Source organism: Halomonas sp. MCCC 1A13316 (assembly GCF_014931605.1).
Taxonomy (GTDB): domain Bacteria; phylum Pseudomonadota; class Gammaproteobacteria; order Pseudomonadales; family Halomonadaceae; genus Halomonas.
In genome coordinates this window covers 3,403,760-3,429,028 of the sequence record NZ_CP053382.1, presented here as the reverse complement: position 1 = coordinate 3,429,028, position 25,269 = coordinate 3,403,760, and the positions used below count along the sequence as shown (strand labels likewise).

Sequence of the window (25,269 nt, the reverse complement as noted above, 5' to 3'; positions counted from 1 at the left end):
CCCCATTGCCACCGGCAATGGCCCAGTGTCGACATACTTTTCCAGTGGAGAACTCGATGTCCAATATCCAAGAGAAAGTCGTCATCATTACCGGAGCCAGCAGCGGCCTTGGCGAAGCCACCGCCCATCGTTTGGCCAAGGCAGGTGCGAAACTGGTTCTCGGCGCCCGTCGCGAACAGCGGCTTAAGGCCCTGTGCGATGCCATCGTGGAGCAGGGCGGCGAAGCCATCTACCGAATCACCGACGTGACCGACCGGGCCCAAGTTGATGGGTTGGCCGATGCGGCGAAGCGGGAATATGGCCGTATCGATGTGCTTGTCAATAATGCCGGTCTAATGCCTTTATCGCCGCTCGATCAACTCAAGGTAGATGAATGGGAGCAGATGATAGACGTCAATATCAAGGGGGTGCTGTACGGCATTGCCGCGGTCTGGCCAACGATGCGTGAGCAGCACGCGGGCCATATCATCAACCTTTCCTCCGTAGCCGGCCATGTGGTCTTTCCTTCGGCGGCCGTCTACTGCGCCACCAAGTATGCGGTCAAGGCGCTCAGTGAGGGTGTTCGTCAGGAAGGCGGCGATGAAATTCGCTCTACCAACATCTCGCCAGGAGCGGTGGCTACCGAATTGACCACCACCATAACTGACGTCGAAACCGCTCAGGGGGTGAACGAACTCTATGAGCTGGCGATCGATGCTGACGCTGTCGCTCGCGCCATTGCCTTTGCGATCGAGCAGCCGGCCGACGTGGACGTGAATGAGATAATTATTCGTCCTACCAAGCAGCCCCTCTGATGGCTCTCGCAGAGAATTTCCCCGTTCACGTTAGATCAATGACCATGCCTCCTCCAAGGAGGGGGCATGGCGTCGGATTCATTAGTCATTCACCAGGCTTTGACGATGCTATTCAATAGCCCGCCTCGGGGTCGACGGTCTCGAGTTCGTCACCTGCTTCGAAGGCGTGGATCGCCTCGACTACCTGTTCGACGGCTTCTGTCAGCGGCGTAGGGCCGGCCATGTGCGGGGTCACCCAGATGCGCGGATGCGCCCAAAGTGGACTCGATTCGGGCAGCGGCTCGTCGGGGAAGGCGTCGAGCAGAGCGCCACGCAGGCGGCCTTCCTGCTCGTCGTCACCCAGCGCCTCGAGCAGTGCCGACTCGTCGATCAGGCTGCCGCGGCCGGGGTTGATCAGACTGGCGCCCTCGGGCAGCTTGGCGAGCGCCTCGGCATCGATGATATGACGGGTCGCGCTGGTGCCCGGCAGCAGCAGTACCAGAGTGCGCACCCGGCCGAGCAGCTCGGCAAGGCCGGCGTCGCCATGGTGGCAGGTGATGTCGTCGAGCGACTTGGGTGAGCGGCTCCAACCGTGCACGGGGAAGCCGTCGGCGGCGACCATGGCGGCCACCTTGGCGCCGATGGCACCGAGGCCCAGCACGCCCACCGGCCAGTCACGCTTGTCCACGAGGGTGTGCTCGCGCCATTCGTGACGAGCCTGCTGATGCCGATAGCGGTCGAAATCACGCTGGAAATGCAGTACGCCGTAGCGCACGTAGTCGCCGATCAGTTCGCTCATGCCGGCATCGCGCAGCTTGACGATGGGCACGCCCTCGGGGCGAGCGGGGTTGTTCAGCAGGGCGTCGACGCCGGCGCCCAGATTGATGATGCCGCGGGCGCGGCTCTGCTCGCGCAACAGTGCCGCGGGCGGCTTCCACACCGCCAGGTAATCGGCGTCGCGGCGCTGCTCGGCGGGATCGTCGGCAGTGACGATCTCGGCGTCGGGCAGGCGCTCGGTCAGCGCGTCGCGCCAAGCCTCGATGTCATCGTTGTGCAGCAGTATGCGCATAGCCGTTTTCTCCCGTTGGCTGTATTCAATGTTAAGCGTATCAGTAGACGATCTGCATCATCGGCGGCGGTGCTTCGTCGAGTAGCAAGCCCAGGCGCTTGAGCCCCTCCTCGAGGCGGGCGATATCCTGTTCGGCACCGAGACTAACGCGAATGCGCCGCGGCGGCGGCGTCTGCTCCACCATGAACGGCACCGCGGTGGTGATGGCCAGTCCCTCCTGCTCAGCCTGCTGCTGCAGTTCTTCGGCGCGCCAAGCGTCGGGCAACGTGATCCACACGTGCAGGCTGGTGGGGCGGGACTCCAGGGCGTGGTGCCCCAGCAGCCTCTGGGTGAGCAACTGACGTTCGCCGAGCAGGGTGCGCTGTTCGGCGGCCATGGCCTCGACGGTGCCGTCGGCCAACCAGCGGTCGGCGATCTCGAACATCAGCCGGCATCGCGCAGCTTGACGATGGGCACGCCCTCGGGGCGAGCGGGGTTGTTCAGCAGGGCGTCGACGCCGGCGCCCAGATTGATGATGCCGCGGGCGCGGCTCTGCTCGCGCAACAGTGCCGCGGGCGGCTTCCACACCGCCAGGTAATCGGCGTCGCGGCGCTGCTCGGCGGGATCGTCGGCAGTGACGATCTCGGCGTCGGGCAGGCGCTCGGTCAGCGCGTCGCGCCAAGCCTCGATGTCATCGTTGTGCAGCAGTATGCGCATAGCCGTTTTCTCCCGTTGGCTGTATTCAATGTTAAGCGTATCAGTAGACGATCTGCATCATCGGCGGCGGTGCTTCGTCGAGTAGCAAGCCCAGGCGCTTGAGCCCCTCCTCGAGGCGGGCGATATCCTGTTCGGCACCGAGACTAACGCGAATGCGCCGCGGCGGCGGCGTCTGCTCCACCATGAACGGCACCGCGGTGGTGATGGCCAGTCCCTCCTGCTCAGCCTGCTGCTGCAGTTCTTCGGCGCGCCAAGCGTCGGGCAACGTGATCCACACGTGCAGGCTGGTGGGGCGGGACTCCAGGGCGTGGTGCCCCAGCAGCCTCTGGGTGAGCAACTGACGTTCGCCGAGCAGGGTGCGCTGTTCGGCGGCCATGGCCTCGACGGTGCCGTCGGCCAACCAGCGGTCGGCGATCTCGAACATCAGCGAGGTGGCCATCCAGGTGGTGGCGCGCATGCGCGGTAGGACATGATGCAACTGACCGCGTGGTACGGTGAGGTAGCCGGCGCGCAGGCCCGGCACGGTCACCTTGGTCAGACTGGTAACGTGAAAGCTCTGTTGCGGGATGCGCGCCGCCACCGGCGTGAAGCCCGGCGCTTCCAGCAAGGCGTGCACGTCGTCCTCGATCAACCACACCCGATGGCGTGCCAGCACCTCGGCTACCGCATCGCGACGTGCCTCGCTCATCGTCGCTCCGGTAGGGTTGAGTTGGGTCGGTGTCAGGTAGAGCGCCCGTGGCTTGAAGCGATGGCAAGCCAGCTCCAGGGCTTCGGGCACGATGCCTTCGTGATCGATGGCAATACCGCGCAGCTGGAAGCCCAGCGTGCGGGACAGCGCGATCAGGCCGTGATCGGTCAATGCCTCGGTCAACACCAGGTCGCCATGCTGGACCACGCTCGAAATCGCCAGCATCAGGCCGTGGGCGGCACCGTTGCAGAGGATCCGGTCATCCAACTCGCCGGGTACGTGCAGGCGTGACTGTAGCCAGGCGCTGGCGCGTTCACGCTGATGAACGAGTCCGGCAATCGGCCGGCAGGCAGTGATCACCTCGGGGCTGGCCTGCTCGGCCAGCTCCGCGAGGGCCTGGCGAAAGCGCAGGTGATGGCCCGGGGGACATACGGGGTGGGCGATCGACAGGTCGATGAGTGGACTTTCCTGACGCGCTTCGTGGCCACGCAGGTAGGCCGATTCGCGAGCATCGTCCAGCGCGTTGATCCAGGTACCGCTGCCGACTCGGGCCTGCACTAGCCCCATTTTCTCGGCTTGGGCGTAGGCCCGCGACACGGTCTGCACACTGACGCCGAGACTTTCGGCGAGCTGTCGGTGTGGCGGTAGTCGCGTACCGGGCGAAAGCTCGCCCTGACGCACCGCTTCCGAAAGGGCGCGAGCGATAGCCAGGTACTTGGGCCCCGTATCCGTCAGGTACGGGGTTAGATCAATTGTCATGATTCAATAAAGCCTTTGACCGCCTGCCAAGGGTGGGTGCTACTATCAGCTTAGCGGTATTGGCTTGGTATTGTCATGCTTTTGACTTGCATGAATCATGACAATTTCTGGCGAAGATCCCTTTCCAGACCCAACGGCCGACTACCCTTTGGCCCGGCCCTCTCCTGGGGAGGTGGCTGGCTCTTGGTGATGCGATGGCGAGTGGCCCAATGACTCAGGTATCCCTGCCCTTCACTCGTGAAGAATACGCAAGCCGGCTCTGGAAGGTACGTGCCGAAATGGCCAGCCGCGGGATCGACGTGCTGGTCATCAGCGATCCTTCCAATATGGCCTGGCTGACCGGCTACGATGGCTGGTCCTTCTATGTGCATCAGTGCGTGCTGGTGGGCCTGGAAGGCGAGCCGGTCTGGTATGGACGTCGCATGGATGCCAACGGGGCGCTGCGCACCTGCTGGATCGATCCCGACAACATCACGTACTACCCCGACTACTACGTCCAGAATCCGGACATGCACCCCATGGACTACCTGGCCCAGTCGATCATGCCCGACCGCGGCTGGCACGAGGGGGTGGTGGGGCTGGAAATGGACAACTACTATTTTTCGGCCAAGGCCTACCAGAGTTTGCTGCGAGAGCTGCCCCATGCGCGTTTCATGGATGCCAACTCGCTGGTCAACTGGTGCCGGTCGATCAAGTCTCCCCAGGAGATCGCCTACATGCGCGTCGCCGGCAAGATCGTCGAGGGAATGCACTCGCGCATTCTCGAGGTGATCGAGCCCGGCCTGCCCAAGAGCAAGCTGGTCTCCGAGATCTATCGGGTGGGAATCGAAGGTTGGGTCGACGAACACGGCAAGGTCCATGGTGGCGACTATCCCGCCATCGTGCCCATGCTGCCCACCGGCAAGGATGCCGCCGCACCACACCTGACTTGGGACGATACCCCCTTCCGCAAGGGCGAGGGCACCTTCTTCGAGATCGCCGGGGTGTTCAAGCGCTATCACGCGCCCATGTCGCGCACCGTGTTCCTGGGCCGCCCCCCGCAGGAGTTCGTGCGCGCCGAATCGGCACTGCTTGAAGGCATCGAGAACGGACTGGCGGTGGCCAAGCCCGGCAACCGTACCGCCGACATCGCCATGGCGCTGGGCGCGGCCATGGACAAGTACGGCTTCGACCGCGGCGGTGCGCGCTGCGGCTATCCCATCGGCATCAGCTACCCGCCGGACTGGGGCGAACGCACCATGAGCCTGCGTCCCTCCGACGAGACCATTCTCGAACCCGGCATGACCTTCCACTTCATGCCGGGCATGTGGCAGGACGAGTGGGGACTCGAAATTACCGAGAGCATCCTGATCACGGAAACCGGCTGCGAATCGTTGGCCAGCTTCCCGCGCCAGCTATTCGTGAAATGAGGAGAGAGCCAAGATGAGCAAGCGACCCAGCCCGATCAGCGCCACCGTGGACTTCGACGCAGACGGCGTCCAGCATGGCTTCCTCAAGCTGCCGATCTCCACCGACGAGTCGGCCTGGGGGGCGGTGATGATCCCGGTCACCGTGATCAAGAACGGTGAGGGGCCTACGGCGCTGTTGGCCGGCGGCAACCACGGCGATGAGTACGAAGGCATCACCGCGTTGATCAAGCTCACCAGCGAACTGCGTGCCGAGGACGTGCGCGGGCGGGTGATCATCGTGCCGATGATGAATCTGCCGGCAGCCATGGCCGGCAGACGTACCTCGCCGATGGATGGCGGCAACCTCAACCGCAGTTTTCCCGGCGACCCCGATGGTACGGTGACGCAGAAGATCGCCGACTACTTCACCCGTGTGCTGGTGCCGATGTGCGACGTGGTGCTCGACCTGCACTCCGGTGGGCGCACCCTGGATATCATTCCCTTCGGCGCTTCCCACGTGCTCGACAATCCCGAGCAGCAGCGTCAGGCGCTGGAGGGGGCCAAGGCGTTCGGCGCCCCCTACGCCATGATGATGTTCGAGCTCGATGCCGCGGCGCTGTTCGACACCGCAGTGGAGAGCCAGGGCAAGGTATTCGTTGCCACTGAGCTGGGCGGCGGCGGCACCTCGACGCCCGAGAGCCTGGCCATCACCGAACGCGGCGTGAGCAACTTCCTGATTCATTTCGGCCTGGTCGAGGGCGAGGTGAAGATGCCCGCCGAGCCCCAGGTCTATCTCGACATGCCCGATGCCAGCTGCTACGTGCAGAGCGAACATACCGGCCTGCTCGAGTTGACGCTGGCGCTGGGCCACAAGGTCGAGAAGGGGCAGGTCATTGCCCGGATCTACGACATGACCCGCAGCGGCAGCGCGCCGGTGGAATACCGCGCAGGCCGCGACGGTATCCTGGCCGCGCGGCGCTTTCCGGCACTGGTCAACATGGGCGACACCATCGCGGTGATCGCCGAGGTGGTGGATTCGCTGGGCTGAAGGCGATGTTCCGGCCGCGCCCGATTGAATAAAAGAGAGAACGATGAAGCTTGATCGCTATGACCTGAAGATACTCGAGATCCTGTCCCGCGACGGGCGCATCACCAAGTCGAAGCTGGCCGAGGCGATCAACCTCTCGGTCAGCCCATGTTGGGAGCGGGTCCGGCGGCTGGAAAAGGCCGGCATCATCGAGGGCTACAGTGCCCGTATCAATTCCCATGCGCTGGTCAAGCGTACCCCGGTGTGGGTACAGATCGAACTCAAGCAGCACAATGCCGAGAGCTTCGCCTGCTTCGAAGCCTTGGTTCACGACACGCCCGAGGTCACCGAGTGCGTGGCCGTGGGCGGCGGTGTGGACTACCTGCTGAGAGTCGAGGCCGACTCCGTGGATGCCTACCAGCGTCTGATCGACGAATGGCTGACCTCCGACGCCGGTATCGAGCGTTACTTCACCTATATCGTGACCAAGGCGGTCAAGCGCCCCGCCCCAGGCCTGGAGCAGGGCGATTTCCTTCCCTCCTGATGCTCCGCGAGGCTTGCCCAGCGCGGCGGCCAACGAGGACTCAACGTTGATACCCGAGCGGCAACATGGCATAAGCTAAAGGCGAGGGTGAGCAAGAGCTCACTTGGCCGGGCGATCCCTCCGGCACGATGCAGCGGTGCCGGACGAGATGAAGCGCCCTGAAACGAGATCGCCTGACGCAGAGAGATGCCCATGTCCTACTTCACCATCGCTGGTGTGCAGATGCAGGCCCTGCATCACGGTGACAACACCGAGGCCATGCGCCACCGGGTCGATGTGCTGATGAGCCGCTTCCCACAGGTGCAGATGGTCCTGTTCAGCGAGCTGATGCCGTTGGGTTCCTCACCACACCATGCCCACCTGCTGCCGAGCCACGTCGAGCAATTCTTCTGCCAGCTGGCCGAGCAGTACCGTATCTGGCTGATCCCGGGCTCGATGTTCGAGCAGACCGAGCTTGGCATCTACAACACCCTGTCGGTGATCGACCCCCACGGCCAGGTAGTGGCGCGCTACCGCAAGATGTTCCCCTTCCGGCCCTACGAGGCCGGGGTGGAGAGCGGCAGCGAATTCGTGCTCTTCGACGTTCCCAACGTCGGCCGCTTCGGCGTGTCGATCTGCTACGACATGTGGTTTCCCGAGACCACCCGAACCCTTGCCGCCATGGGCGCCGAGGTGATCCTCCACCCGACCATGACCGATACCATCGACCGCGACATCGAACTCTCCATTGCTCGCACCAATGCCGCGGTCAACCAGTGCTACTTCTTCGACATCAACGGCGCGGGGGCTCTCGGCAATGGCCGTTCCATCGTCGTCGGGCCCTCGGGTGACGTCATTCACCAGGCCGGCACCGGTGAGGAGATCATGCCCATCGAAGTGGATTTCAACCGCGTGCGGCGCGAGCGCGAGACCGGCCTGCGTGGCCTGGGCCAGCCGCTCAAGAGTTTCCGTGACCGCCAGGTGGATTTTACCGTCTACCGCGCCGAACGAGACGCCTTGCCCTTTCTCTCGAGCCTGGGGCCGCTGGCCAAGCCTCAGCGCACGGATATCGAGGAGTACTGATCACCACCCATACCGCCTGCCATCGATGGAGCGAACACAATGAACAAGATCAACAACATTGCCGATGTGCGTCGCCACTTTCGCAACAACAAGGAGCCCGTCTACTTCATCTCCGCCACCAACTTCAATCTGCTCGGCATCGGCGACTGGGTGGGCGGCTTTCGCCATATCAACTACATCGACTGCTTCGACGGCCAGCAGCGCAACGTCTTCGTGCCCAAGGAGAAGTTCCCGCGCGACTTCGAGAGCATCGAGGACATCAACAACTACCTGCTCGAACACAAGGAGGTGATCGATTTTATCCAGTCCAGGGCCTCCGGCGACAGCGCCGGTGTGGCGGCGTTCCTGATGTTCGACGAGTACACCGAGGAAATCTGCCATCAACTGGGGCTGCGGGTCGCCTTTCCGCCGGCGGCGCTGCGCAGCCGGATGGACAACAAGATCGAGACGGTGCGTATCGGCAACAAGGCCGGCGTGCCCAGCGTGCCCAACGTGCTGGCGAAGGTCGGCAGCTATCAGGAACTGCTCGAGGTGAGTCGTGAGCTGGGCGACGATCTGGTGGTACAGACCGCCTACGGCGACTCCGGGCATACCACCTTCTTCATCGCCAGCGAGGACGACTACTACAAGCATGCCGAGGAGATCGAGGCCGAACCCGAGGTCAAGATCATGAAGCGCATCAACTGCCGCGGTTCGGCGATCGAGGCCTGTGCCACCCGCTGCGGCACTGTGGTCGGCCCGCTGATGACCGAACTGGTCGGGTTCAAGTCGTTGACGCCTTACAAGGGCGGCTGGTGCGGCAACGAGATGTTTGCCGGCGCCTTCAGCCAGGAAGTCCGCGACAAGGCGCGCGAGTACACCTTCAAGTTCGGCGAGGCGCTGCGCGAGGAGGGCTATCGCGGCTACTTCGAGCTCGACTTCCTGATCGACATGGACAACGGCGAGGTCTTCCTGGGCGAGCTCAACCCGCGCGTCACCGGCGCCAGTTCGCTGACCAACGTGGCGGCCTTCGCCCACTCCGACATTCCGCTGTTCCTCTTCCATCTGCTGGAGTTCTCCGAGGTCGACTTCGAGCTGGACATCGAGGAGATCAACGAGCGCTGGTCGCATCCGGACAGCGTCGATAGCTGGAGCCAATTGGTGATCAAGCACACCGACGAGAGCGTCGACCTGTTGACTCAGGCACCGCGCACCGGGGTCTGGACCATGGCCGAGGACGGCAAGATCGGCTACGACCACTACAGCTATCATCCCCATTCCGCCGAGAACGATCGCGAAGCCTTCTTCCTGCGCATCAGCGGGGCGGGTGATTTCCGCTACGAGGGAGCCGACCTGGGTATCCTGATCACCCGCGGACGCCTGATGGACGACGACTTCCAGCTCACCGAGAGGGCCCGCGCCTGGATCGAGGGCATTCGCGGCGAATACGCCGGCCAGCCGCTGCAGGACCCGGCGGTGGAGGAGGTTGCCGTGACCCACGCCATCGGCGGCAGCAACTTCAAGATACTGTGAACGTCGAGGTCGAAGGGCAGCACGAGGCGCGGCAGGTGAAAATGGAGAAATCGCTGGTGTTCCGCTCCCTGCACGAGGAAGTGCCGGGGCCCAAGTGGCAGTCGCTGTTCGACTACCACTGGCCGGCCTATGAGGCGTGGTACCTGGCCGAGGGCGAACGGGAGCGGCCGGCGTACCTGAGCTGCTACAACGCCCTGCGCCGGCACATGCCGGAACTGCTCGAGACCTACGGTGCACTCTGCGCGCTGGCCGGCGGCGGTGACCTGGCGGCGCGTTTCCTCAGCCTCTACCAGCCGCCACCCTACATCACCGGCTGCTCCCAGGCGGTACTGGCCCGGCATAGCTCCAGCCTGCTGGCGCGCAACTACGACTACCCGCCGGAACTGTGCGAGGGCACCGTCCTGCATACCCGCTGGAACGGGCGCGCAGTGATCGCCATGACCGACTGCCTGTGGGGGGTGTTGGACGGCATGAACGACCGCGGGCTCGCCGTATCGCTGTCCTTCGGCGGGCGCAAGGCGGTGGGAGAGGGCTTCGGCGCCCCCATCATTCTGCGCTACCTGCTGGAGTTCTGCGACAGCGTCCCCGAGGCTGCCGAGGTGCTGGCCCGGGTCCCCACCCACATGGCTTACAACATCACCCTGACCGATGCTGCCGGCCGCTACGTCACGGCCATGATCGGCCCCGATCGTCGCGCCAGCATCCGGCGGGTGCCGGTGGCCACCAACCACCAGAAAAAGATCGAGTGGTACGCCCATGCGCTGGCCTCGGAAACCCTCATCCGCGAACGCCAGCTGTCGATCCTGGTGGATGACCCGGCCACTACCGAAAGGCGCCTGCTCGAAGCCTTTGCCGCACCGCCGCTGTTTCGCCGCGACTACGGGCGCGGGCTCGGTACCATCTATACCGCGGCCTACTGGCCCACGACGGGGCAGGTGAGCTACCGCTGGCCGGGCGAATCCCTCGATCTGGCTTTCGACCACTTCCCCGAAACGGAAATACGGGTCCGCTACGGCCCCAGGTAGCCGGTACTGCGGCTGTGAGTCGTCGCCGGCGGAAAGACGATAACAAACAACGATGGAAAGGGTGCCGCCATGCACGAGAGCAGCCATACCGAAACGCCCTATACTGCGCTGGGCTTCTATCACAAGATTTCCCAACTGCGTGCCGATACCTGGAACGCGCTCAAGCGCGACCTAGGCCAGCTGGTGCGGCTTGGCGACGAGAGCCGGGCGCGTAATCTGGTCAAGGCGATCGACGTCAAGCTGACGCGGCTCGAAATCATCGAGGACTACCACGCTTTCCCCTCCAAGGAGGACTTCCGCCATTTGTGGTCATTGTTCGACCGCGAGGAGTACATCCTGCTGGAGAAGGTGGTCAAGCGCCTGGTGCGGGCGTTGATCAGCGAATCCTATCGGCGTCGTCACGTGGATCTCTCCGAGACCGATGCCAACGCCGAGGATCTCGAGGCCCTCGACGCCCTGGCCCAGCTGCGGCGCGGACATCCCGCCTCCAACAGCTCGGCGCAGCCCTACTTCGAGCTGTTGATCGTCGACAACCTGTCGCCCCAGGAGGAGGAGGTCGTCCGCGAGGCTTTTCACAACATGCGGCGGCCGGAGGATCGCTTCGTCTACGACGTAGTGACGGTGCGCAGTTTCGAAGACGCCCTGATCGCGGTGCTGGTCAACCCCAACATCCAGGCCTGCCTGATCCGCTACGAGTTCCCCTACAAGTCGAAGTACAACCTGAGCGCCCTGCGCAACTACCTCGAGGGCCTGTCGGAGAAGGAACTGGAACACCAGACCGAGGCCGAGCGCAGCATCCTGTTGAGCTCGATGATCCACGAGCTGCGCCCCGAGATCGATCAATTCCTGGTCACCAGCGGTGATGTCGAGGCCACGGCGAGCCGCGACATTCGCTACTTCAACCGCATCTTCTATCGCGAAACCGACTACATCGAGCAGCACCACACCATCCTGCGTGCCATCGACAGCCGCTACCGCACCCCGTTCTTCGACGCCCTGCGCGAGTACAGCCGGAAGCCCACCGGGGTCTTCCATGCCATGCCGATCTCGCGCGGCAAGTCGGTGACCCGCTCGCACTGGGCGGGTCACATGATCGACTTCTACGGCATCAACATCTTCCTTGCCGAGACTTCGGCCACCTCCGGCGGGCTCGATTCGCTGCTGCAGCCCTACGGGCCGATCAAGAAGGCCCAGGAGTATGCCGCGCGGGCCTTCGGCGCGCGCCAGAGCTTCTTCGTCACCAACGGCACCTCGACCGCCAACAAGATCGTGGTGCAGGCGCTGGTCAAGCCGCGCGACATCGTACTGATCGACCGCGACTGCCATAAGTCGCACCATTACGGCATGGTGCTCGCCGGTGCCCACGTCAGCTATCTCGACTCCTATCCGCTCAACGACTACTCGATGTACGGTGCGGTGCCGCTGCACGAGATCAAGAAGACCCTACTCGAGTACAAGCGAGCCGGTGAACTCGACCGGGTCAAGATGCTGCTGCTGACCAACTGCACCTTCGACGGTGTGGTCTACAACGTGCGCCGGGTAATGGAGGAGTGCCTGGCGATCAAGCCCGACCTGGTGTTCCTGTGGGACGAGGCGTGGTTCGCCTTCGCCACCTTCAACCCCACCTATCGGCCGCGCACGGCCATGCACGCTGCGCGTACGCTGCGCGACCGCTATCGCAGCGAGGCCTACCGCGAGGAGTACGCGGCGTGGAAGGCGGAGTTCGACAAGCTCGATCCCGACGACGACGCCACCTGGCTGGAGCGGCGGCTGATGCCCGACCCGGATGCGGTGCGTATCCGTACCTATGCCACCCACTCCACCCACAAGACCCTGACCTCGCTGCGCCAGGGTTCGATGATCCACGTCTACGATCAGGACTTCCGTCAGAAGGTCGAGGCTCCCTTCCACGAAGCCTACATGACGCATACTTCCACCTCGCCCAACTACCAGATCGTCGCTTCGCTGGACGTAGGTCGCATGCAGGCCGAGATGGAGGGCTTCGAGCTGGTTCACGCCCAGGTGGAAACGGCTCTGTCGCTGCGTGAGCAGCTCTATACTCACCCGCTGCTGCAGAAGTACTTTCGCGTGCTGAAGAACAGCGACATGGTGCCCGCCGAGTATCGCGAATCCGGCGTGGAGTCCTACTTCGACCCGGTGACCGGCTGGAACCAGATGGAGGAGGCCTGGGCGCGGGACCAGTTCGTCGTCGACCCCACCCGGGTGACCATTGCCATCGGCACTACCGGGGTCGACGGCGATGCCTTCAAGAACGAGTACCTGATGAACAAGTACGGCATCCAGATCAACAAGACCTCGCGCAACACCGTGCTATTCATGACCAACATCGGCACTACCCGCGGCTCCATTGCCTACCTGCTCGACGTGCTGATCAAGCTGGCCAAGGAGTTCGAGTACCGCTGGGAGGAGAGCAGCCGGCCGGAACGCAAGATCATCGAGCGCCGGGTGCACTCGCTGACCCAGGAGCTGCCGCCGCTGCCCGATTTTAGCCGCTTCCACGACGCCTTCCGCCAGTGCAGCGAGACGCCCCAGGGCGACATCCGCCGCGCCTATTTCCTCAGCTATGACGAGGAGAACACCGAGTACCTGCGCTTCGATAACGGCGAACTCCAGGTCGAGATGCGCGCCGGTCGCGATGTGGTCTCGGCGAGCTTCGTGATTCCCTACCCGCCGGGCTTTCCGGTGCTGGTGCCGGGACAGGTGGTCAGCGAGGAGATCCTCGCCTTCCTGCAGGCGCTGGATGTCACCGAGATCCACGGCTACCGGCCCGAACTCGGCCTGCTGGTATTCACCGAGGCGGCACTGGCCGCCCCGCCGGAGACATGAGCGGCGCGCACAGAAAAAAACGCAACTTCCCCTTGGAGGACAAAAAAAAGCGCACTTGTTCTGTGGGCTAACGAAAAGTCCCGCCCAAGCTTTGCCCTTACCCTGTACCCATCGAGCAGCCGCCGGCTGCTCTCTCGTTTTTGCCAAAGTCGGCCCTGCAAGTGAGCCGATGTCAGGGGAGGTGCCGCATGAACATGAAGCTGACCAATACACTGTCCACCATGCTCGACGATCCGCGCCTGTTTCGTCAGCACGCCTACGTGAATGGCCAGTGGACCCACGGCGACGGCGGCCGTGAGGAGACGGTCTTCGACCCCGCCACCGGCGAGGTCATCGGCTACATCCCCTGGCTCGAGGCGCACCAGATCCGTGAGGCGGTGGATGCCGCCGATGCGGCTTTCGGCCACTGGCGCGCACTGCGTGCCGACGAGCGCTGCGAGCGCCTGCTGGCCTGGCACGACCTGCTGCAGGCCCACCGCGAGGATCTGGCCACCATCATGACCTTGGAGCAGGGCAAGCCGCTGCCCGACGCCCGGGGTGAAGTGGAGTACGGTGCCAGCTTCGTACGTTGGTTCGCCGAGGAGGGCAAGCGTACCTTCGGCGAGACCATTCCTAGCCACATCCCCAACGCCGCGCTGGGCACGATCAAGGAGCCGGTGGGCATCGCCGCGCTGATCACGCCGTGGAACTTCCCGCTGGCGATGATCACCCGCAAGGCCGCCGCCGCCATGGCCGCCGGTTGTCCGGTGATCGTCAAGCCGGCCGGCGAGACGCCGTTCTCGGCGCTGGCACTGGCCGAGCTGGCCGAGCGTGCCGGCGTCCCCGCCGGGGTGTTCAATGTGGTGCTGGGCGAGCCGGCCGAAGTATCGAAGATTCTGTGTGCCGAAGAGCGCGTCAAGGCGCTATCCTTCACCGGTTCCACTCGCGTCGGCCGGCTGCTGTTGGAGCAGAGCGCGAGCACCGTGAAACGTGTGTCGCTGGAGCTGGGTGGCAATGCGCCGTTCATCGTCGGCCCGGACATGGACCCCAAGGAGGCGGCCTTCGCCGCGGTGGCGGCCAAGTTCCAGACCGCCGGCCAGGACTGCCTGGCGGCCAACCGGATCCTGGTGCACGAGTCGATCCATGATGAGTTCGTGGCGCACTTCGCCGAGCGCATGGCGGCATTGACCGTGGGCAACGGCATGGAGAGCGAGATCGACCTGGGACCGCTGATCCATCGCCAGGCGGTGGACAAGGCTGCATCCATCGTCGACGACGCCATCTCGCGTGGCGCCACGCTTGTGGCCGGCGACCAGACCCAGGCGCCGGGCGAGAACTTCTTCATGCCCGTGCTGCTGACGGGTGTGACGCCGCAGATGGAGGTGTGGCGCGAGGAGAACTTCGCTCCGGTAGCGGGGGTGACAGCCTACCGCGACGACGATGAAGTCATTGCCATGGCCAACGACACCGAGTACGGCCTGGCGGCCTACGTCTATACCCACGACATTCGCCGCATCTGGAAGCTGCTGCGCGCACTGGAGTACGGCATGGTCAGCGTCAACTCGGTGAAGATGACCGGACCGCCCGTGCCCTTCGGCGGCGTCAAGCAGTCGGGGCTGGGCCGCGAAGGTGGCATCACCGGGATAGATGAATACCTGGAGACGAAATATTACTGTCTGGGAGCTCTAGGTTCAGTTTCCGGGAGCTAGCCGAGCAAGCGGCCGGGATGGACCATCGAGCGATATTTACCCAAGGGCGCTGGGTCAAGCGCAGCGGCGCGCGGCGATCGACAGGGAGGTCGATCGAGGACGTGCGCGTTTGCGACCGGCAAGAGGGACCTTGTTCCGGTCCGACGCGCAAGCCGCAAGCGTAGCCCCAGGGTTTCGTCCTTGGGCATCGCGAGAGGGCGCATGCCGGCCCCAACTGCGACATACGAATTTGAACATCTCCCCGCTGCGGCGGGAACCTGAAGAGAAGAGAGAACATAATGAGCCAGCAGCACCGCGATCTGATCGAGCGCGACCGCAAGGTCACCTTCCACGCCTCCACCCACCTGCGTGACTTCGCCCATGGCGACGCGCCGGGCCGGGTGATCACCGGCGGCAAGGGCATCCACATCGTCGACAAGGAAGGCCGAGAATTCATCGACGGCTTCGCCGGGCTGTACTGCGTCAACATCGGCTACGGCCGTACCGAGGTGGCCGAGGCGATCTATCAGCAGGCGCTGGAGCTCTCCTACTACCACACCTACGTGGGCCACTCCAACGAGCCGCAGATTGCGCTCTCCGAGAAGATCATCGAGCTCGCCGGCCCCGGCATGTCCAAGGTCTACTACGGCCTCGGCGGCTCCGACGCCAACGAGACCCAGCTCAAGATCGTGCGCTACTACAACAACGTGCTGGGGCGCCCGCAAAAGAAGAAGGTGATCTCGCGCCAGCGCGGCTACCACGGCTCGGGCCTGGCCACCGGCTCGCTGACCGGACTCAAGGCGTTCCACGACCAGTTCGACCTGCCGCTGGCCGGTATCCTGCACACCGAGGCACCGTACTACTACCGCCGTGCCGCCGAGCAGGAAGGCATGAGCGAGCGTGAGTTCTCGCAGTACTGCGCCCGGAAGCTCGAGGAGATGATCCTGGCCGAAGGCCCCGACACCGTGGCCGCCTTCATCGGCGAGCCGGTGCTCGGCACCGGCGGCATCGTGCCGCCGCCGGAAGGCTACTGGGAAGCGATCCAGGCGGTGCTGGCCAAGTACGACGTGCTGCTGATCGCCGACGAAGTGGTCTGCGGCTTCGGCCGTGTCGGTGCCGACTTCGGCAGCCATTTCTACGGCATCAAGCCCGACCTGATCACCGTCGCCAAGGGCCTGACCAGCGCCTATCAGCCGCTCTCCGGCGTGATCGTCGGCGACCGCGTGTGGAGCGTACTGGAGCAGGGCACCGCCAAGTATGGCCCCATCGGCCACGGCTGGACCTACTCCGGCCACGCCCTGGGCTGCGCCGCGGCGCTGGCCAACCTGGCGATCATCGAGCGCGAGGGGCTGACCCGGAACGCCGCCGAAACCGGTGCCTACCTGCAGCAGCAGATGCAGGCCGCCTTCGGCGACCATCCCATTGTCGGCAACGTGCGCGGCGTGGGCATGCTGGCGGCGCTGGAGTTCTCCGTCGACCCGGCCAAGCGCCAGCACTTCGATGCTGCGCACAAGGTCGGTGCGCGCATGTCCGCAGCGGCGCTGGACGAGAACCTGATCGCCCGCGCCATGCCGCAGGGCGACATCCTCGGCTTCGCGCCGCCGCTGGTGGCCACCCGCGCCGAGGTCGACGAGATCGTCGCCCGCGCCGAGCGCGCGGTCAACAAGGTCACTGACCAACTGGTCCGCGAAGGTGTCGTCAAGGCCAGCATGTCGGTCGGCTAATCCGTCCAAGCGGAGTCCTAAGGCCGCGGGGATCGAACCCGCGGCCTTTTTCTTGGCCCTTGTCGGCAACCTTTTCTAGTCTGGAATAACCTCTCTCCTTTGCCACGAGCCGCTGAGACAGCATCGCATGTCGCAACCCCAGCACGGTGTTTCCCTCGCTTCCGTGTATCAAGCGCGTCGCCGCATCGCCGGCCAGGTGGTACGTACGCCGCTGATCCGTTCTCATGCGCTTTCCGAGCGTTTCGATGCCGAGATTCTGCTCAAGCTGGAAACCCAGCAGCCGACCGGCGCCTTCAAGCTGCGCGGCGCTGTCAACATGATCGCTGCGCTGATCGAGCGCCATGGCCGTGAGGCCCTGGCTGCCGGCGTGACCACGGCATCCACCGGCAACCACGGCCGTGCGGTGGCCTACGCCGCGGCCCGGCTCGGCGTGCCGGCGACGATCTGCCTGTCGCGTCTGGTGCCGGGCAACAAGGTGGCCGCCATCGAGGCACTGGGCGCCGAGGTGCGGCGCGTGGGTGAGAGCCAGGACGAGGCCTTCGACGAGGTCGAGCGGCTGGTGGCCGAGCGCGGCATGACCCTGATCCCGCCCTTCGATGACCCGCTGATTGCGGCCGGTCAGGGCACCATCGGCCTGGAACTGATGGAGGACGCGCCGGACCTCGACCGAGTCATTGTCGGGCTATCCGGCGGCGGGCTGCTCGGCGGAATCGGCGCGGCGGTAAAGGCGATCTGCCCCGAGACATGCATGACCGGCGTGAGCCTGTCACGCGGTGCGGCGATGTGGGAGAGCCTGCAGGCGGGCCGGCCCGTGGCAGTGGAAGAGGTCGAGAGCCTGGCCGACTCGCTGGGCGGCGGCATCGGCCTCGACAATCGTTGTACCTTTTCCTTGGTACGCGACGTGATGAACGACCATTTTAAGGTCTCGGAGACGGCCATCGCTCACGCCATGGTCGACATTCTCGAGCATGAGAAACTGTTGGTGGAAGGCGCCGCCGCGGTGGGGCTGGCCGCGCTCGCCGAGCATGGCCTGGACGTGAGCGGCCAGCGGGTGGTGCTGATCCTTTCCGGCAACGGCGTGGCCCTGGGGACGCTGGATCGGGCGCGGGCCATGAGCGGCAGGTAGACGAAAAAGGAGTCGAGGATGAAGTTCTTTCAGCGCGACGAAATCGAGGCAGTAGTCGGTATCGACGAGCAGGCGCTGCGCCAGGTCGAGGCGGGTTTCGCTGCCCTGGGTCGCGACGAGGCCATACAGCCGCCAATCCTGTCGATGTCGATGGAGGAGTTTAATAGCGAGGTCGACGTCAAGACGGCGCACATCAAGGGCTGGGAGCGCTTCGCCATCAAGGTCAGTACCGGCTCCTTCGACAATCCCAAGCGCGGCCTGCCGAGCCTCAGCGGCTTGATGCTGCTGTTTTCTGCCGAGACGGGGCGGGTCGAGGCGGTGCTGTTCGAGGATGGCTACCTGACCATGGTGCGTACCGCCGTTGCTGGAGCCATCGCCGCCAAGCATCTCTCCCGCGAAGACAGTCGTCGGGTGGCGGTGATCGGTGCCGGTGAGCAGGCCCAGCGCCAAGTCGAGGCACTGCGCCTGGTGCGCAACATCGATACCCTGGACGTCTGGGCGCGCCGTCCTGAGGGTGCCGAGGCCTACGCCGACCGCATGCGCAGCCGGGGACTCACCGTCAGCATGCACGACAGCGTTCACGCCGCCTGCGCGCAGGCCGACATCATCGTCACCGCCACGCCTTCCCGGGAGCCGCTGCTGCAGGCCAGCGACCTGCCCGACGGCGTCCACGTCACCGCCATGGGCTCGGACAGCCCCGACAAGCGTGAGCTCGACGAGTCGGTACTGACTCGTGCCGATGCCTTCGTCTGCGATACCCGCGCCCAGAGCGAGCACAACGGTGAACTCAAGGTTTTCGCCAATGAGGGGCGTGAGCCCCCGTTCAAGGTCCATGAGCTGGGGCGGGTGATCGTGCGCGGCGAACGACTGCGGGTTTCGGACACTGCCATCACGGTGTGCGACCTGACCGGCACCGGGGTGCAGGACACCGCCATTGCCAGCTTCGCGCTGTCGCGGTTGGCAAGCGAGTGAAGCCGATAATGCTGCCGCGTTGCTTGAGCCCGGGAGCGGCAGTGCCCATGCTGAGGACTGGCCAAGTGAAACGAGGAGCACAGCAGATGGCAACGGTACTTGCCTTCGATGTCTACGGTACCCTGATCGATACCCACGGCGTGGTCACCGAACTGGAGGAGCGGCTCGGCAGGAGCGGCAAGGACTCGCTCGCCGTGGAGTTTTCGCGGCGCTGGCGCGACAAGCAGTTGGAGTACAGTTTTCGCCGCGGTCTGATGGGGGCCTACGTCCCCTTCGGACAGTGCACGCGTGAAGCGCTGGACTTCACCGATCGTGCGCTGCAGTCCCAGCTGTCGGACGTCGACAAGGATCACCTGATGGCGGTTTATGCCCGCCTGCCGGCCTTTCCCGATGCCGCCGACGCTCTGGAGCGGCTGGCCGCGTCCGGCATGCGCTGCGTCGCCTTCTCCAACGGTACCTCCGATGCGGTCAACGGCCTGCTCGAGCAGGCCGGTATCCTCGAACGCTTCGAGGCGGTGATAAGCGTCGACGAGGTCAAGCGCTTCAAGCCCGACCCCGCCGTATACGCTCACCTGCGTTACCGGCTGGAAGTCGCCCCCGGCGATACCTGGCTGATCTCGAGCAATCCCTTCGACGTGATCGGCGCCCGCCATGCCGGGCTGCACGCTGCCTGGGTGCGCCGCAGCCTCGACGCGCCCTTCGACCCCTGGGGCGTCGAACCGGACCTGACCGTCACAGACCTGGGCGTTCTCGCAGAGCGGCTGGGCTAGGGGGGTTGACTCAAGCCGGCTCGGCAGGGCGGAGCACCACCACCCCTAGTGGCGGTAGCGTCATCGCCAGGCTGGCGGTCTGGCCATGAAGTGGCGAATCTTCGGATTCCAACTGGCCCAGATTGCCCAGGTTCGAGCCACCGTAGCACTCGGCATCGCTGTTGAGGATTTCCTCCCAGCGTCCTGGCCGTGGCACGCCCAGACGATAGCCCTCGCGGGGAACCGGCGTCAGGTTGGCGACGATCAGCAGCGGCTCTCCCTTAGCGCTCCACCGCAGCCAGGCGAAGACGCTATTGGTGTCGTCGTTGCTCACCACCCAAGTGAATCCGTGAGGATCGAAGTCGCATTCGTGCAGGGACGAGTGCTCCACGTAAAGCTGGTTGAGGTCGGTGAGCAGTTGGCGTACGCCGCTATGGCGCGGCTCGTTGAGCAGGAACCAATCGAGTTCGCGGTCATGGCTCCATTCTCGCCACTGGCCGTATTCACAGCCCATGAACAGCAGCTTCTTGCCGGGCTGTGTCCACATGGTGGCGAGATAGGCGCGCAGGTTGGCGAACTGCTGCCATTCGTCGCCGGGCATCTTGCCGATCAGCGACCCTTTGCCATGCACCACCTCGTCGTGGGAAATCGGCAGCACATAGCGCTCCGAGAAGGCATAGACCATGGGAAAGGTCATGTTGTGGTGATGGTACCTGCGATGGATGGGGTCCTCGCCGATGTAGTTCAGGGTGTCGTGCATCCAGCCCATGTTCCACTTGTAGGCGAAACCCAGGCCGCCCTCGGCGGTGGGCTGGGTGACCCCGGGCCAGGCCGTGGACTCTTCGGCAATTACCACCGCACCGGGGGCCTCTTCGCTGACGACGTCATTGAGGTGGCACAGGAAGTCGATTGCCTCCAGGTTTTCATGCCCGCCGTGCTTGTTGGGGATCCACTCCCCCTCGTTGCGCGAATAGTTGCGGTAGAGCATCGAGGCGACGGCATCGACGCGCAGCGCGTCGACATGGAAATGGCGCAGCCAGTGCACCGCCGAGGCCAGCAGGAAGCCGTGCACCTCGCGCCGCCCCCAGTTGTAGATGAAGGTATCCCAATCCTGATGGAAGCCCTCGAAAGGGTGCTCGTATTCGTATAGCGCGGTGCCGTCGAAGCGCGCCAGGCCATGGGGGTCGGTGGGGAAGTGAGCCGGTACCCAGTCGAGTATCACGCCGAGTCCCGCCCGATGGCACTCATCGACGAAATAGGCGAAGTCGTTGGGTGTGCCGAAGCGACCGCTTGGGGCGAACTGGCTCAAGGGCTGGTAGCCCCAGGAACCGCCGAACGGATGCTCCATGATGGGCAGCAGTTCGACATGGGTGAAGCCCATTTCCAGGACGTAGGGAATCATATGCTCGGCCAGCTCGCGCCAGCTGTAGAGCTCGCCGTTGTCGCCGCCGTGCTTGCGCCATGAAGCAGCGTGTACTTCATAGATGCTGATCGGTCGGTTCGGTGCGTGCCTTTCGCCTCGATGGGCGAGCCATTCGTCGTCATGCCAGGGGAAAGGCCGGGTGTCGGCCACTACCGAGGCGGTGTTCGGCGGGGTCTCGGTGGCGAGCGCCACGGGATCGGCGCGCAGGCCGAGGGCGCCTTGCGCATCGAGAATCTCGAACTTGTACGATTCGCCGGGTCCGAGGCGCGGCACGAACAGCTCCCACACGCCTGCGGGATGGCGCAGGCGCATCACGTGGCGGCGCCCATCCCAACTGTTGAAGTTGCCCACTACCGAGACCCGCCGGGCATTGGGCGCCCAGACGGCGAAGCGCACGCCCTCCACGCCATCCACTTCCATGGGCTGGGCTCCCAGACACTGGCCCAAGTGGCGGTGAGTTCCCTCGCCGATCAGGTAGAGATCCATTTCACCGAGCAGCAGGCCAAAGCTGTAGGGGTCCTCGGTCAACTGTTCCCCGCTGGGCCAGCGAATGCGCAGGGAGTAGGGCGCCGCATGCGGCAGGCGGCCGGCAAAGAGGCCGGGAATCTGCACACCCGTCAGGCAGCAGCGAAAGCTGCCGTCCTGGCGATCGAGCACGTCGACGCCAAGAGCGCCGGGAAGGAAAGCTCTCAGGAAAGGGCCATCATCGCTCTCGTGAACGCCGAGTACCGAAAACGGATTGCCATGGCTGCCGCACGCCAGTGCCTCCGCTTCTTCCTCGGGGAGCCACAGGCTCGGGTCCGGCATTGGCCTGGCGGTAAAGTCATTCATCTGGCTCTCCTTTGTCCCATTGCTCGACCAGCGCTGCCAGACCACGCAGCGGCACGCCAAGCCAGGCAGGACGATTGGAAATTTCGTAGGCGATTTCGTAGGCGGTCTTCTCGAGGACGAACAGGTCGACCGCCGCGGCGGCGCCGGCCGGATGCTTCCACTCGTGCGGCAGGTCCTGCGTGGCGTACCAGTAGGCGTTGAGGAAGGCCTGACGAGCGTTAAGCAGGCAGCGCTCCGCCACTTCATGGCCACTGCCGTCCTGCCACTCTTCGCTTTCGCTGCCGGGGTGTATCTCCTCCACTCGGGCGAAGGCGTAATCGAAGGAGCGCAGCATTCCCGCCACGTCCCGCAGCGGGCTGTCTTTGGCGCGGCGCTCCTCCAGCGGACGGTCGGGCTCACCTTCAAAATCGATGATGTAAGCGTCGTCATGCGCTACCAGCACCTGGCCCAGATGCAGGTCGCCGTGAATACGTGTCAGAAGGCTGCCCTCGGCCAGCTCGGCGATGGAGTCTATGGCGGCCGAGAGCGAGTCACGGCTGGCCAGGATCCGTTCGATCAGCTGCCGCTCGGCCTCGCCGTATTGCTTCGCATGGCGCTCGAGAAGCGCCAAGGCTTCCTCGACGCGCTCGCGCACCCGGCGTGTCCACTTCTCGACATGGATGTCTGAAGCGATTTGAGGGCGAAAGGTCGGTTCGTCGCTGGGCGAGGCCAGCACGGCATGCATCTCGCCCAAACGCTTGCCCAGCGTGGAAGAGAAAGTCTCCAGCTCCTCGCAGGCGCCATAGCCCGTCTCTTCGTAAACGCCGCCATGTCTCTTATCCTGCTCGGTCATTGCCTCGCGGACTGCACGTCCCAGCGTGGCACGGAACCATGCCCAGGCATCGCCCTGGTTGTCGATGAAGCTCTGCAGAATCATCAACGTCTGGGGCGTTCCCTGTTCGTCGAAACGGGTCACCTCGCCCAGCAGTGCCGCGCAATGGCTGAAGCCGCGCTCGGTGAGATAGCGGCCGACCTCCGCCTCGGGGTGGGATCCAGGCTCCACCTTGCGGAATAGCTTGAGCACCAGTTGACGGCTGATGATGACTGAGCTGTTGGACTGCTCCGCGCTCTGCTGCTCCACGTCGAGAGTATCGGGCAGTTCCAGTTCGGTGAGCACGGCCGTGGGCACGAAGCGGATCTCACCCTCACCGCTGCCGCAAGGCAATTTGACGCTTTGGCGTATGGCATTGAGAACCGCCAGGGCAAAGGCATCCAGCGCCAGCGCATCGGTCAGCAGCCCTACCTCGTGGAAGCGGCGAACGCGGGCCATGGCGAGTTGCTGGGGCAGGGCGCTGGTGTGTTCCTCCTCGCCCAGAAACGCCAGCGGCAACTGGTAGCATTCGATGCCCTCGGCGTGTTGCACCTCCAGTTCCGTGAGTAGCATGGCGTGCTGGCTGTGCTCGAGCCGGGCCATGTAGAGCATGCGCACCTGATCGATATGGGCCTGCTTGGTGGCGAACCAGCGCCGCTTGGGCAGGTAGCTGGGCAGGGTTTCACGTTCGAGCAGATGCCGCGCCGGGGCCTGGAAAATCTCCTCGAGTTGTCGCTTGATGATCAGCGTGACGTATTCCGGCATGGGCTCGGGTGCCGGCACATGCCATTCCGGCATGGCGGACTCCGGCGCCAGCAGGAACCAGAAGAAGCCGTAGGGCGGCAGGGTGAGAAGATATGGGGTCCGTCCAATCGGCGGAAAGGCACTGCCGCCGACCATCTCCACCGGCACCTGGCCGGCGAAGGCTGAGAGGTCGAGCTCCACTGCCTGGGCGGTGCGTGCCATGTTGGCCACGCACAGCAGCGTCTCAGTGTCACCACTGTCGAGCGTCATCTCACGCAGGTAGGCGAGGATATGCCGATTGGCCGGGTAGAGTGGCCGCATCGTGCCGCGGCTGAAGGCCCGGTGTTGGTCGCGCACGGCGAGCAGGCGCCGCATGGTGTTCAGCAGCGAGTGCGGGTCGCGCAGCTGAGCTTCGACGTTCACGGCCTGGTAACCGTAGAGGGGGTCCATGATAGCCGGCAGCACAAGGCTTGCCGGGTCGGCACGGGAGAAGCCGCCGTTGCGGTCCACTGACCACTGCATGGGCGTGCGCACCCCGTCGCGGTCGCCGAGGTAGATGTTGTCGCCCATGCCGATCTCGTCGCCGTAGTAGAGCACCGGTGTGCCCGGCATCGATAGCAGCAGGCTGTTGAGCAGTTCGACTCGCCTGCGGTCGCGCTCGAGCAGCGGCGCCAGGCGACGGCGTATCCCCAGGTTGATGCGCGCGCGGCGATCGGCAGCGTAGTGATTCCAGAGGTAGTCGCGCTCCTTGTCGGTGACCATTTCCAGCGTCAGCTCGTCGTGGTTGCGCAGGAAGATGGCCCATTGGCATCTGGGGGGTATTTCCGGTGTCTGGCGCAGGATGTCGGTGATCGGGAAGCGATCCTCCTGAGCCAGGGCCATATACATGCGCGGCATCAGCGGGAAGTGGAAGGCCATGTGGCATTCGTCACCGTCGCCGAAATAGGGGCGGGTATCCTCCGGCCACTGGTTGGCCTCGGCGAGCAGCATGCGGTCCGGATAACGCTCGTCGATTACCGCGCGAATCTTCTTGAGTACTTCGTGGGTCTCGGGCAGGTTCTCGTTGTTGGTGCCTTCACGCTCGACCAGGTACGGAATGGCGTCCAGGCGCAGGCCGTCGACGCCCAGGTCGAGCCAGTACTCCATCACCTTGAGGACCTCATCCAGCACCTGGGGGTTGTCGAAATTGAGATCGGGTTGATGTGAATAGAAGCGATGCCAGTAGTAGGCGCCGGCCACCGGGTCCCAAGTCCAGTTGGACGCTTCGGTATCAAGAAAGATGATGCGCGTGCCGGGATACTTCAGGTCCGTGTCCGACCATACATAGAAATCCCGCTCCGGTGAGCCGGGCGGCGCCCGCCGGGCGCGCTGGAACCATTCATGCTGGTCTGAGGTGTGGTTGATGACTAGCTCCGTCAGCACCCGCAGCCCACGACGGTGCGCTTCATCGATGAAGTGCCGTGCATCTTCCAGGCTGCCATAGTCCGGGCTGACGCCGGTGTATTCGGCAATGTCGTAGCCATCGTCGCGCCTCGGCGAGGGGTAGAACGGCAGAACCCAGACTGTATTCACGCCGAGGCTGACGATATAGTCGAGCTTCTGGATCAGTCCCTTGAAATCGCCGATACCGTCGTCGTTGGCATCGAAGAACGACTTGACGTGCACCTGATAGATCACGGCGTCCTTGTACCAGAGGGGATCGTCGAGGAAATCGAGGGTCTCGACGGCGTGCGATTCGCTGCTGGCATCCATCATGGCCTTGCTCTCCCTGCTTGTGTCGGTACGAAACCCAG

Annotated in this window: 19 protein-coding genes; 13 read left to right on the top strand and 6 right to left on the bottom strand. The window is 64.3% G+C overall.

What is annotated here, in order from left to right; translation table 11 throughout:
- The first annotated feature begins 56 nt into the window (after window positions 1–56).
- Complete coding sequence (locus HNO52_RS15820; RefSeq protein WP_197566200.1) at window positions 57–794, top strand: SDR family oxidoreductase; 738 nt, start codon at window positions 57–59, stop codon at window positions 792–794.
- A 112-nt stretch (window positions 795–906) separates the two neighbouring features.
- Here HNO52_RS15820 and HNO52_RS15815 read toward each other — a convergent pair whose 3' ends face one another.
- The 4 genes from HNO52_RS15815 to ehuR are packed head-to-tail and all read right to left on the bottom strand — an operon-like array spanning window position 907 to window position 3,985.
- The gene (locus HNO52_RS15815) at window positions 907–1,842 is read right to left on the bottom strand and encodes a 2-hydroxyacid dehydrogenase (RefSeq protein WP_197566199.1); all 936 of its coding nucleotides are present in this window, start codon (window positions 1,840–1,842) and stop codon (window positions 907–909) included.
- A gap of 40 nt (window positions 1,843–1,882) precedes the next feature.
- On the bottom strand, window positions 1,883–2,266 hold the full coding sequence (locus HNO52_RS15810; RefSeq protein ID WP_232090337.1) for an aminotransferase-like domain-containing protein: 384 nt from the start codon (window positions 2,264–2,266) through the stop codon (window positions 1,883–1,885).
- Window positions 2,266–2,538 (bottom strand): Rossmann-fold NAD(P)-binding domain-containing protein, encoded by a 273-nt coding sequence (locus HNO52_RS15805; protein WP_332107640.1) that lies wholly within the window; start codon window positions 2,536–2,538, stop codon window positions 2,266–2,268. The genes HNO52_RS15810 and HNO52_RS15805 overlap by 1 nt, the downstream gene beginning before the upstream one ends.
- A gap of 40 nt (window positions 2,539–2,578) precedes the next feature.
- The gene (ehuR, locus tag HNO52_RS15800) at window positions 2,579–3,985 is read right to left on the bottom strand and encodes a MocR-like ectoine utilization transcription factor EhuR (RefSeq protein WP_197566198.1); all 1,407 of its coding nucleotides are present in this window, start codon (window positions 3,983–3,985) and stop codon (window positions 2,579–2,581) included.
- Window positions 3,986–4,194: 209 nt separating this feature from the next.
- Here ehuR and doeA point away from each other — a divergent pair, with 209 nt between their 5' ends.
- The 12 genes from doeA to HNO52_RS15740 all read left to right on the top strand — a co-directional run bounded on the left by doeA (window position 4,195) and on the right by HNO52_RS15740 (window position 19,649).
- Complete coding sequence (doeA, locus tag HNO52_RS15795; protein WP_197566197.1) at window positions 4,195–5,394, top strand: ectoine hydrolase DoeA; 1,200 nt, start codon at window positions 4,195–4,197, stop codon at window positions 5,392–5,394.
- Window positions 5,395–5,407: 13 nt separating this feature from the next.
- On the top strand, window positions 5,408–6,421 hold the full coding sequence (gene doeB, locus HNO52_RS15790) for a N(2)-acetyl-L-2,4-diaminobutanoate deacetylase DoeB (RefSeq protein ID WP_197566196.1): 1,014 nt from the start codon (window positions 5,408–5,410) through the stop codon (window positions 6,419–6,421).
- Window positions 6,422–6,464: 43 nt separating this feature from the next.
- Window positions 6,465–6,944 carry an Lrp/AsnC family transcriptional regulator gene (locus HNO52_RS15785; protein WP_197566193.1) on the top strand — a complete coding sequence of 160 codons (480 nt, stop codon included), beginning with the start codon at window positions 6,465–6,467 and terminating at the stop codon, window positions 6,942–6,944.
- A gap of 192 nt (window positions 6,945–7,136) precedes the next feature.
- Entirely contained in the window at window positions 7,137–8,006 is an 870-nt protein-coding gene (locus tag HNO52_RS15780; protein WP_197566192.1) for a carbon-nitrogen hydrolase family protein, read from the top strand.
- 39 nt (window positions 8,007–8,045) lie between these two features.
- The gene (locus tag HNO52_RS15775; protein ID WP_197566191.1) at window positions 8,046–9,518 is read left to right on the top strand and encodes a biotin carboxylase; all 1,473 of its coding nucleotides are present in this window, start codon (window positions 8,046–8,048) and stop codon (window positions 9,516–9,518) included.
- A 41-nt stretch (window positions 9,519–9,559) separates the two neighbouring features.
- Window positions 9,560–10,543 (top strand): C45 family autoproteolytic acyltransferase/hydrolase, encoded by a 984-nt coding sequence (locus HNO52_RS15770; RefSeq protein ID WP_197569264.1) that lies wholly within the window; start codon window positions 9,560–9,562, stop codon window positions 10,541–10,543.
- 69 nt (window positions 10,544–10,612) lie between these two features.
- A complete protein-coding gene (locus HNO52_RS15765; protein WP_197566190.1) occupies window positions 10,613–13,390 on the top strand; it encodes an aminotransferase class I/II-fold pyridoxal phosphate-dependent enzyme in 2,778 nt (925 codons plus the stop codon).
- Window positions 13,391–13,578: 188 nt separating this feature from the next.
- The gene (locus tag HNO52_RS15760; RefSeq protein ID WP_197566189.1) at window positions 13,579–15,078 is read left to right on the top strand and encodes an NAD-dependent succinate-semialdehyde dehydrogenase; all 1,500 of its coding nucleotides are present in this window, start codon (window positions 13,579–13,581) and stop codon (window positions 15,076–15,078) included.
- 278 nt (window positions 15,079–15,356) lie between these two features.
- Window positions 15,357–16,781 carry an aminotransferase gene (locus HNO52_RS15755; RefSeq protein ID WP_197566187.1) on the top strand — a complete coding sequence of 475 codons (1,425 nt, stop codon included), beginning with the start codon at window positions 15,357–15,359 and terminating at the stop codon, window positions 16,779–16,781.
- Window positions 16,782–16,908: 127 nt separating this feature from the next.
- Window positions 16,909–17,907 (top strand): hydroxyectoine utilization dehydratase EutB, encoded by a 999-nt coding sequence (eutB, locus tag HNO52_RS15750; RefSeq protein ID WP_197566186.1) that lies wholly within the window; start codon window positions 16,909–16,911, stop codon window positions 17,905–17,907.
- A gap of 18 nt (window positions 17,908–17,925) precedes the next feature.
- Complete coding sequence (locus tag HNO52_RS15745; protein WP_197566185.1) at window positions 17,926–18,879, top strand: cyclodeaminase; 954 nt, start codon at window positions 17,926–17,928, stop codon at window positions 18,877–18,879.
- Between the two features lie 86 nt (window positions 18,880–18,965).
- Window positions 18,966–19,649 (top strand): haloacid dehalogenase type II, encoded by a 684-nt coding sequence (locus HNO52_RS15740; protein WP_197566184.1) that lies wholly within the window; start codon window positions 18,966–18,968, stop codon window positions 19,647–19,649.
- Window positions 19,650–19,659: 10 nt separating this feature from the next.
- Here HNO52_RS15740 and glgB read toward each other — a convergent pair whose 3' ends face one another.
- Together glgB and treS are read right to left on the bottom strand one after the other, a co-directional pair.
- Complete coding sequence (gene glgB / locus HNO52_RS15735; protein ID WP_197566181.1) at window positions 19,660–21,882, bottom strand: 1,4-alpha-glucan branching protein GlgB; 2,223 nt, start codon at window positions 21,880–21,882, stop codon at window positions 19,660–19,662.
- A complete protein-coding gene (treS, locus tag HNO52_RS15730; protein WP_197566180.1) occupies window positions 21,875–25,231 on the bottom strand; it encodes a maltose alpha-D-glucosyltransferase in 3,357 nt (1,118 codons plus the stop codon). Before treS ends, glgB begins: the two co-directional genes overlap by 8 nt.
- Window positions 25,232–25,269: the final 38 nt, after the last annotated feature.

Bases quoted from the DNA above. Each gene is read 5' to 3' on its own strand.
- HNO52_RS15765 (WP_197566190.1), top strand. From the start codon at position 10,613: ATGCACGAGAGCAGCCATACCGAAACGCCCTATACTGCGCTGGGCTTC.
- HNO52_RS15775 (WP_197566191.1), top strand. From the start codon at position 8,046: ATGAACAAGATCAACAACATTGCCGATGTGCGTCGCCACTTTCGCAAC.
- HNO52_RS15780 (WP_197566192.1), top strand. From the start codon at position 7,137: ATGTCCTACTTCACCATCGCTGGTGTGCAGATGCAGGCCCTGCATCAC.
- HNO52_RS15810 (WP_232090337.1), bottom strand. From the start codon at position 2,266: ATGTTCGAGATCGCCGACCGCTGGTTGGCCGACGGCACCGTCGAGGCC.
- HNO52_RS15770 (WP_197569264.1), top strand. From the start codon at position 9,560: ATGGAGAAATCGCTGGTGTTCCGCTCCCTGCACGAGGAAGTGCCGGGG.
- doeA (WP_197566197.1), top strand. From the start codon at position 4,195: ATGACTCAGGTATCCCTGCCCTTCACTCGTGAAGAATACGCAAGCCGG.
- eutB (WP_197566186.1), top strand. From the start codon at position 16,909: ATGTCGCAACCCCAGCACGGTGTTTCCCTCGCTTCCGTGTATCAAGCG.
- treS (WP_197566180.1), bottom strand. From the start codon at position 25,231: ATGATGGATGCCAGCAGCGAATCGCACGCCGTCGAGACCCTCGATTTC.
- HNO52_RS15740 (WP_197566184.1), top strand. From the start codon at position 18,966: ATGGCAACGGTACTTGCCTTCGATGTCTACGGTACCCTGATCGATACC.
- doeB (WP_197566196.1), top strand. From the start codon at position 5,408: ATGAGCAAGCGACCCAGCCCGATCAGCGCCACCGTGGACTTCGACGCA.
- HNO52_RS15755 (WP_197566187.1), top strand. From the start codon at position 15,357: ATGAGCCAGCAGCACCGCGATCTGATCGAGCGCGACCGCAAGGTCACC.
- ehuR (WP_197566198.1), bottom strand. From the start codon at position 3,985: ATGACAATTGATCTAACCCCGTACCTGACGGATACGGGGCCCAAGTAC.
- HNO52_RS15745 (WP_197566185.1), top strand. From the start codon at position 17,926: ATGAAGTTCTTTCAGCGCGACGAAATCGAGGCAGTAGTCGGTATCGAC.
- HNO52_RS15760 (WP_197566189.1), top strand. From the start codon at position 13,579: ATGAACATGAAGCTGACCAATACACTGTCCACCATGCTCGACGATCCG.
- HNO52_RS15820 (WP_197566200.1), top strand. From the start codon at position 57: ATGTCCAATATCCAAGAGAAAGTCGTCATCATTACCGGAGCCAGCAGC.
- HNO52_RS15785 (WP_197566193.1), top strand. From the start codon at position 6,465: ATGAAGCTTGATCGCTATGACCTGAAGATACTCGAGATCCTGTCCCGC.
- HNO52_RS15815 (WP_197566199.1), bottom strand. From the start codon at position 1,842: ATGCGCATACTGCTGCACAACGATGACATCGAGGCTTGGCGCGACGCG.
- glgB (WP_197566181.1), bottom strand. From the start codon at position 21,882: ATGAATGACTTTACCGCCAGGCCAATGCCGGACCCGAGCCTGTGGCTC.
- HNO52_RS15805 (WP_332107640.1), bottom strand. From the start codon at position 2,538: ATGCGCATACTGCTGCACAACGATGACATCGAGGCTTGGCGCGACGCG.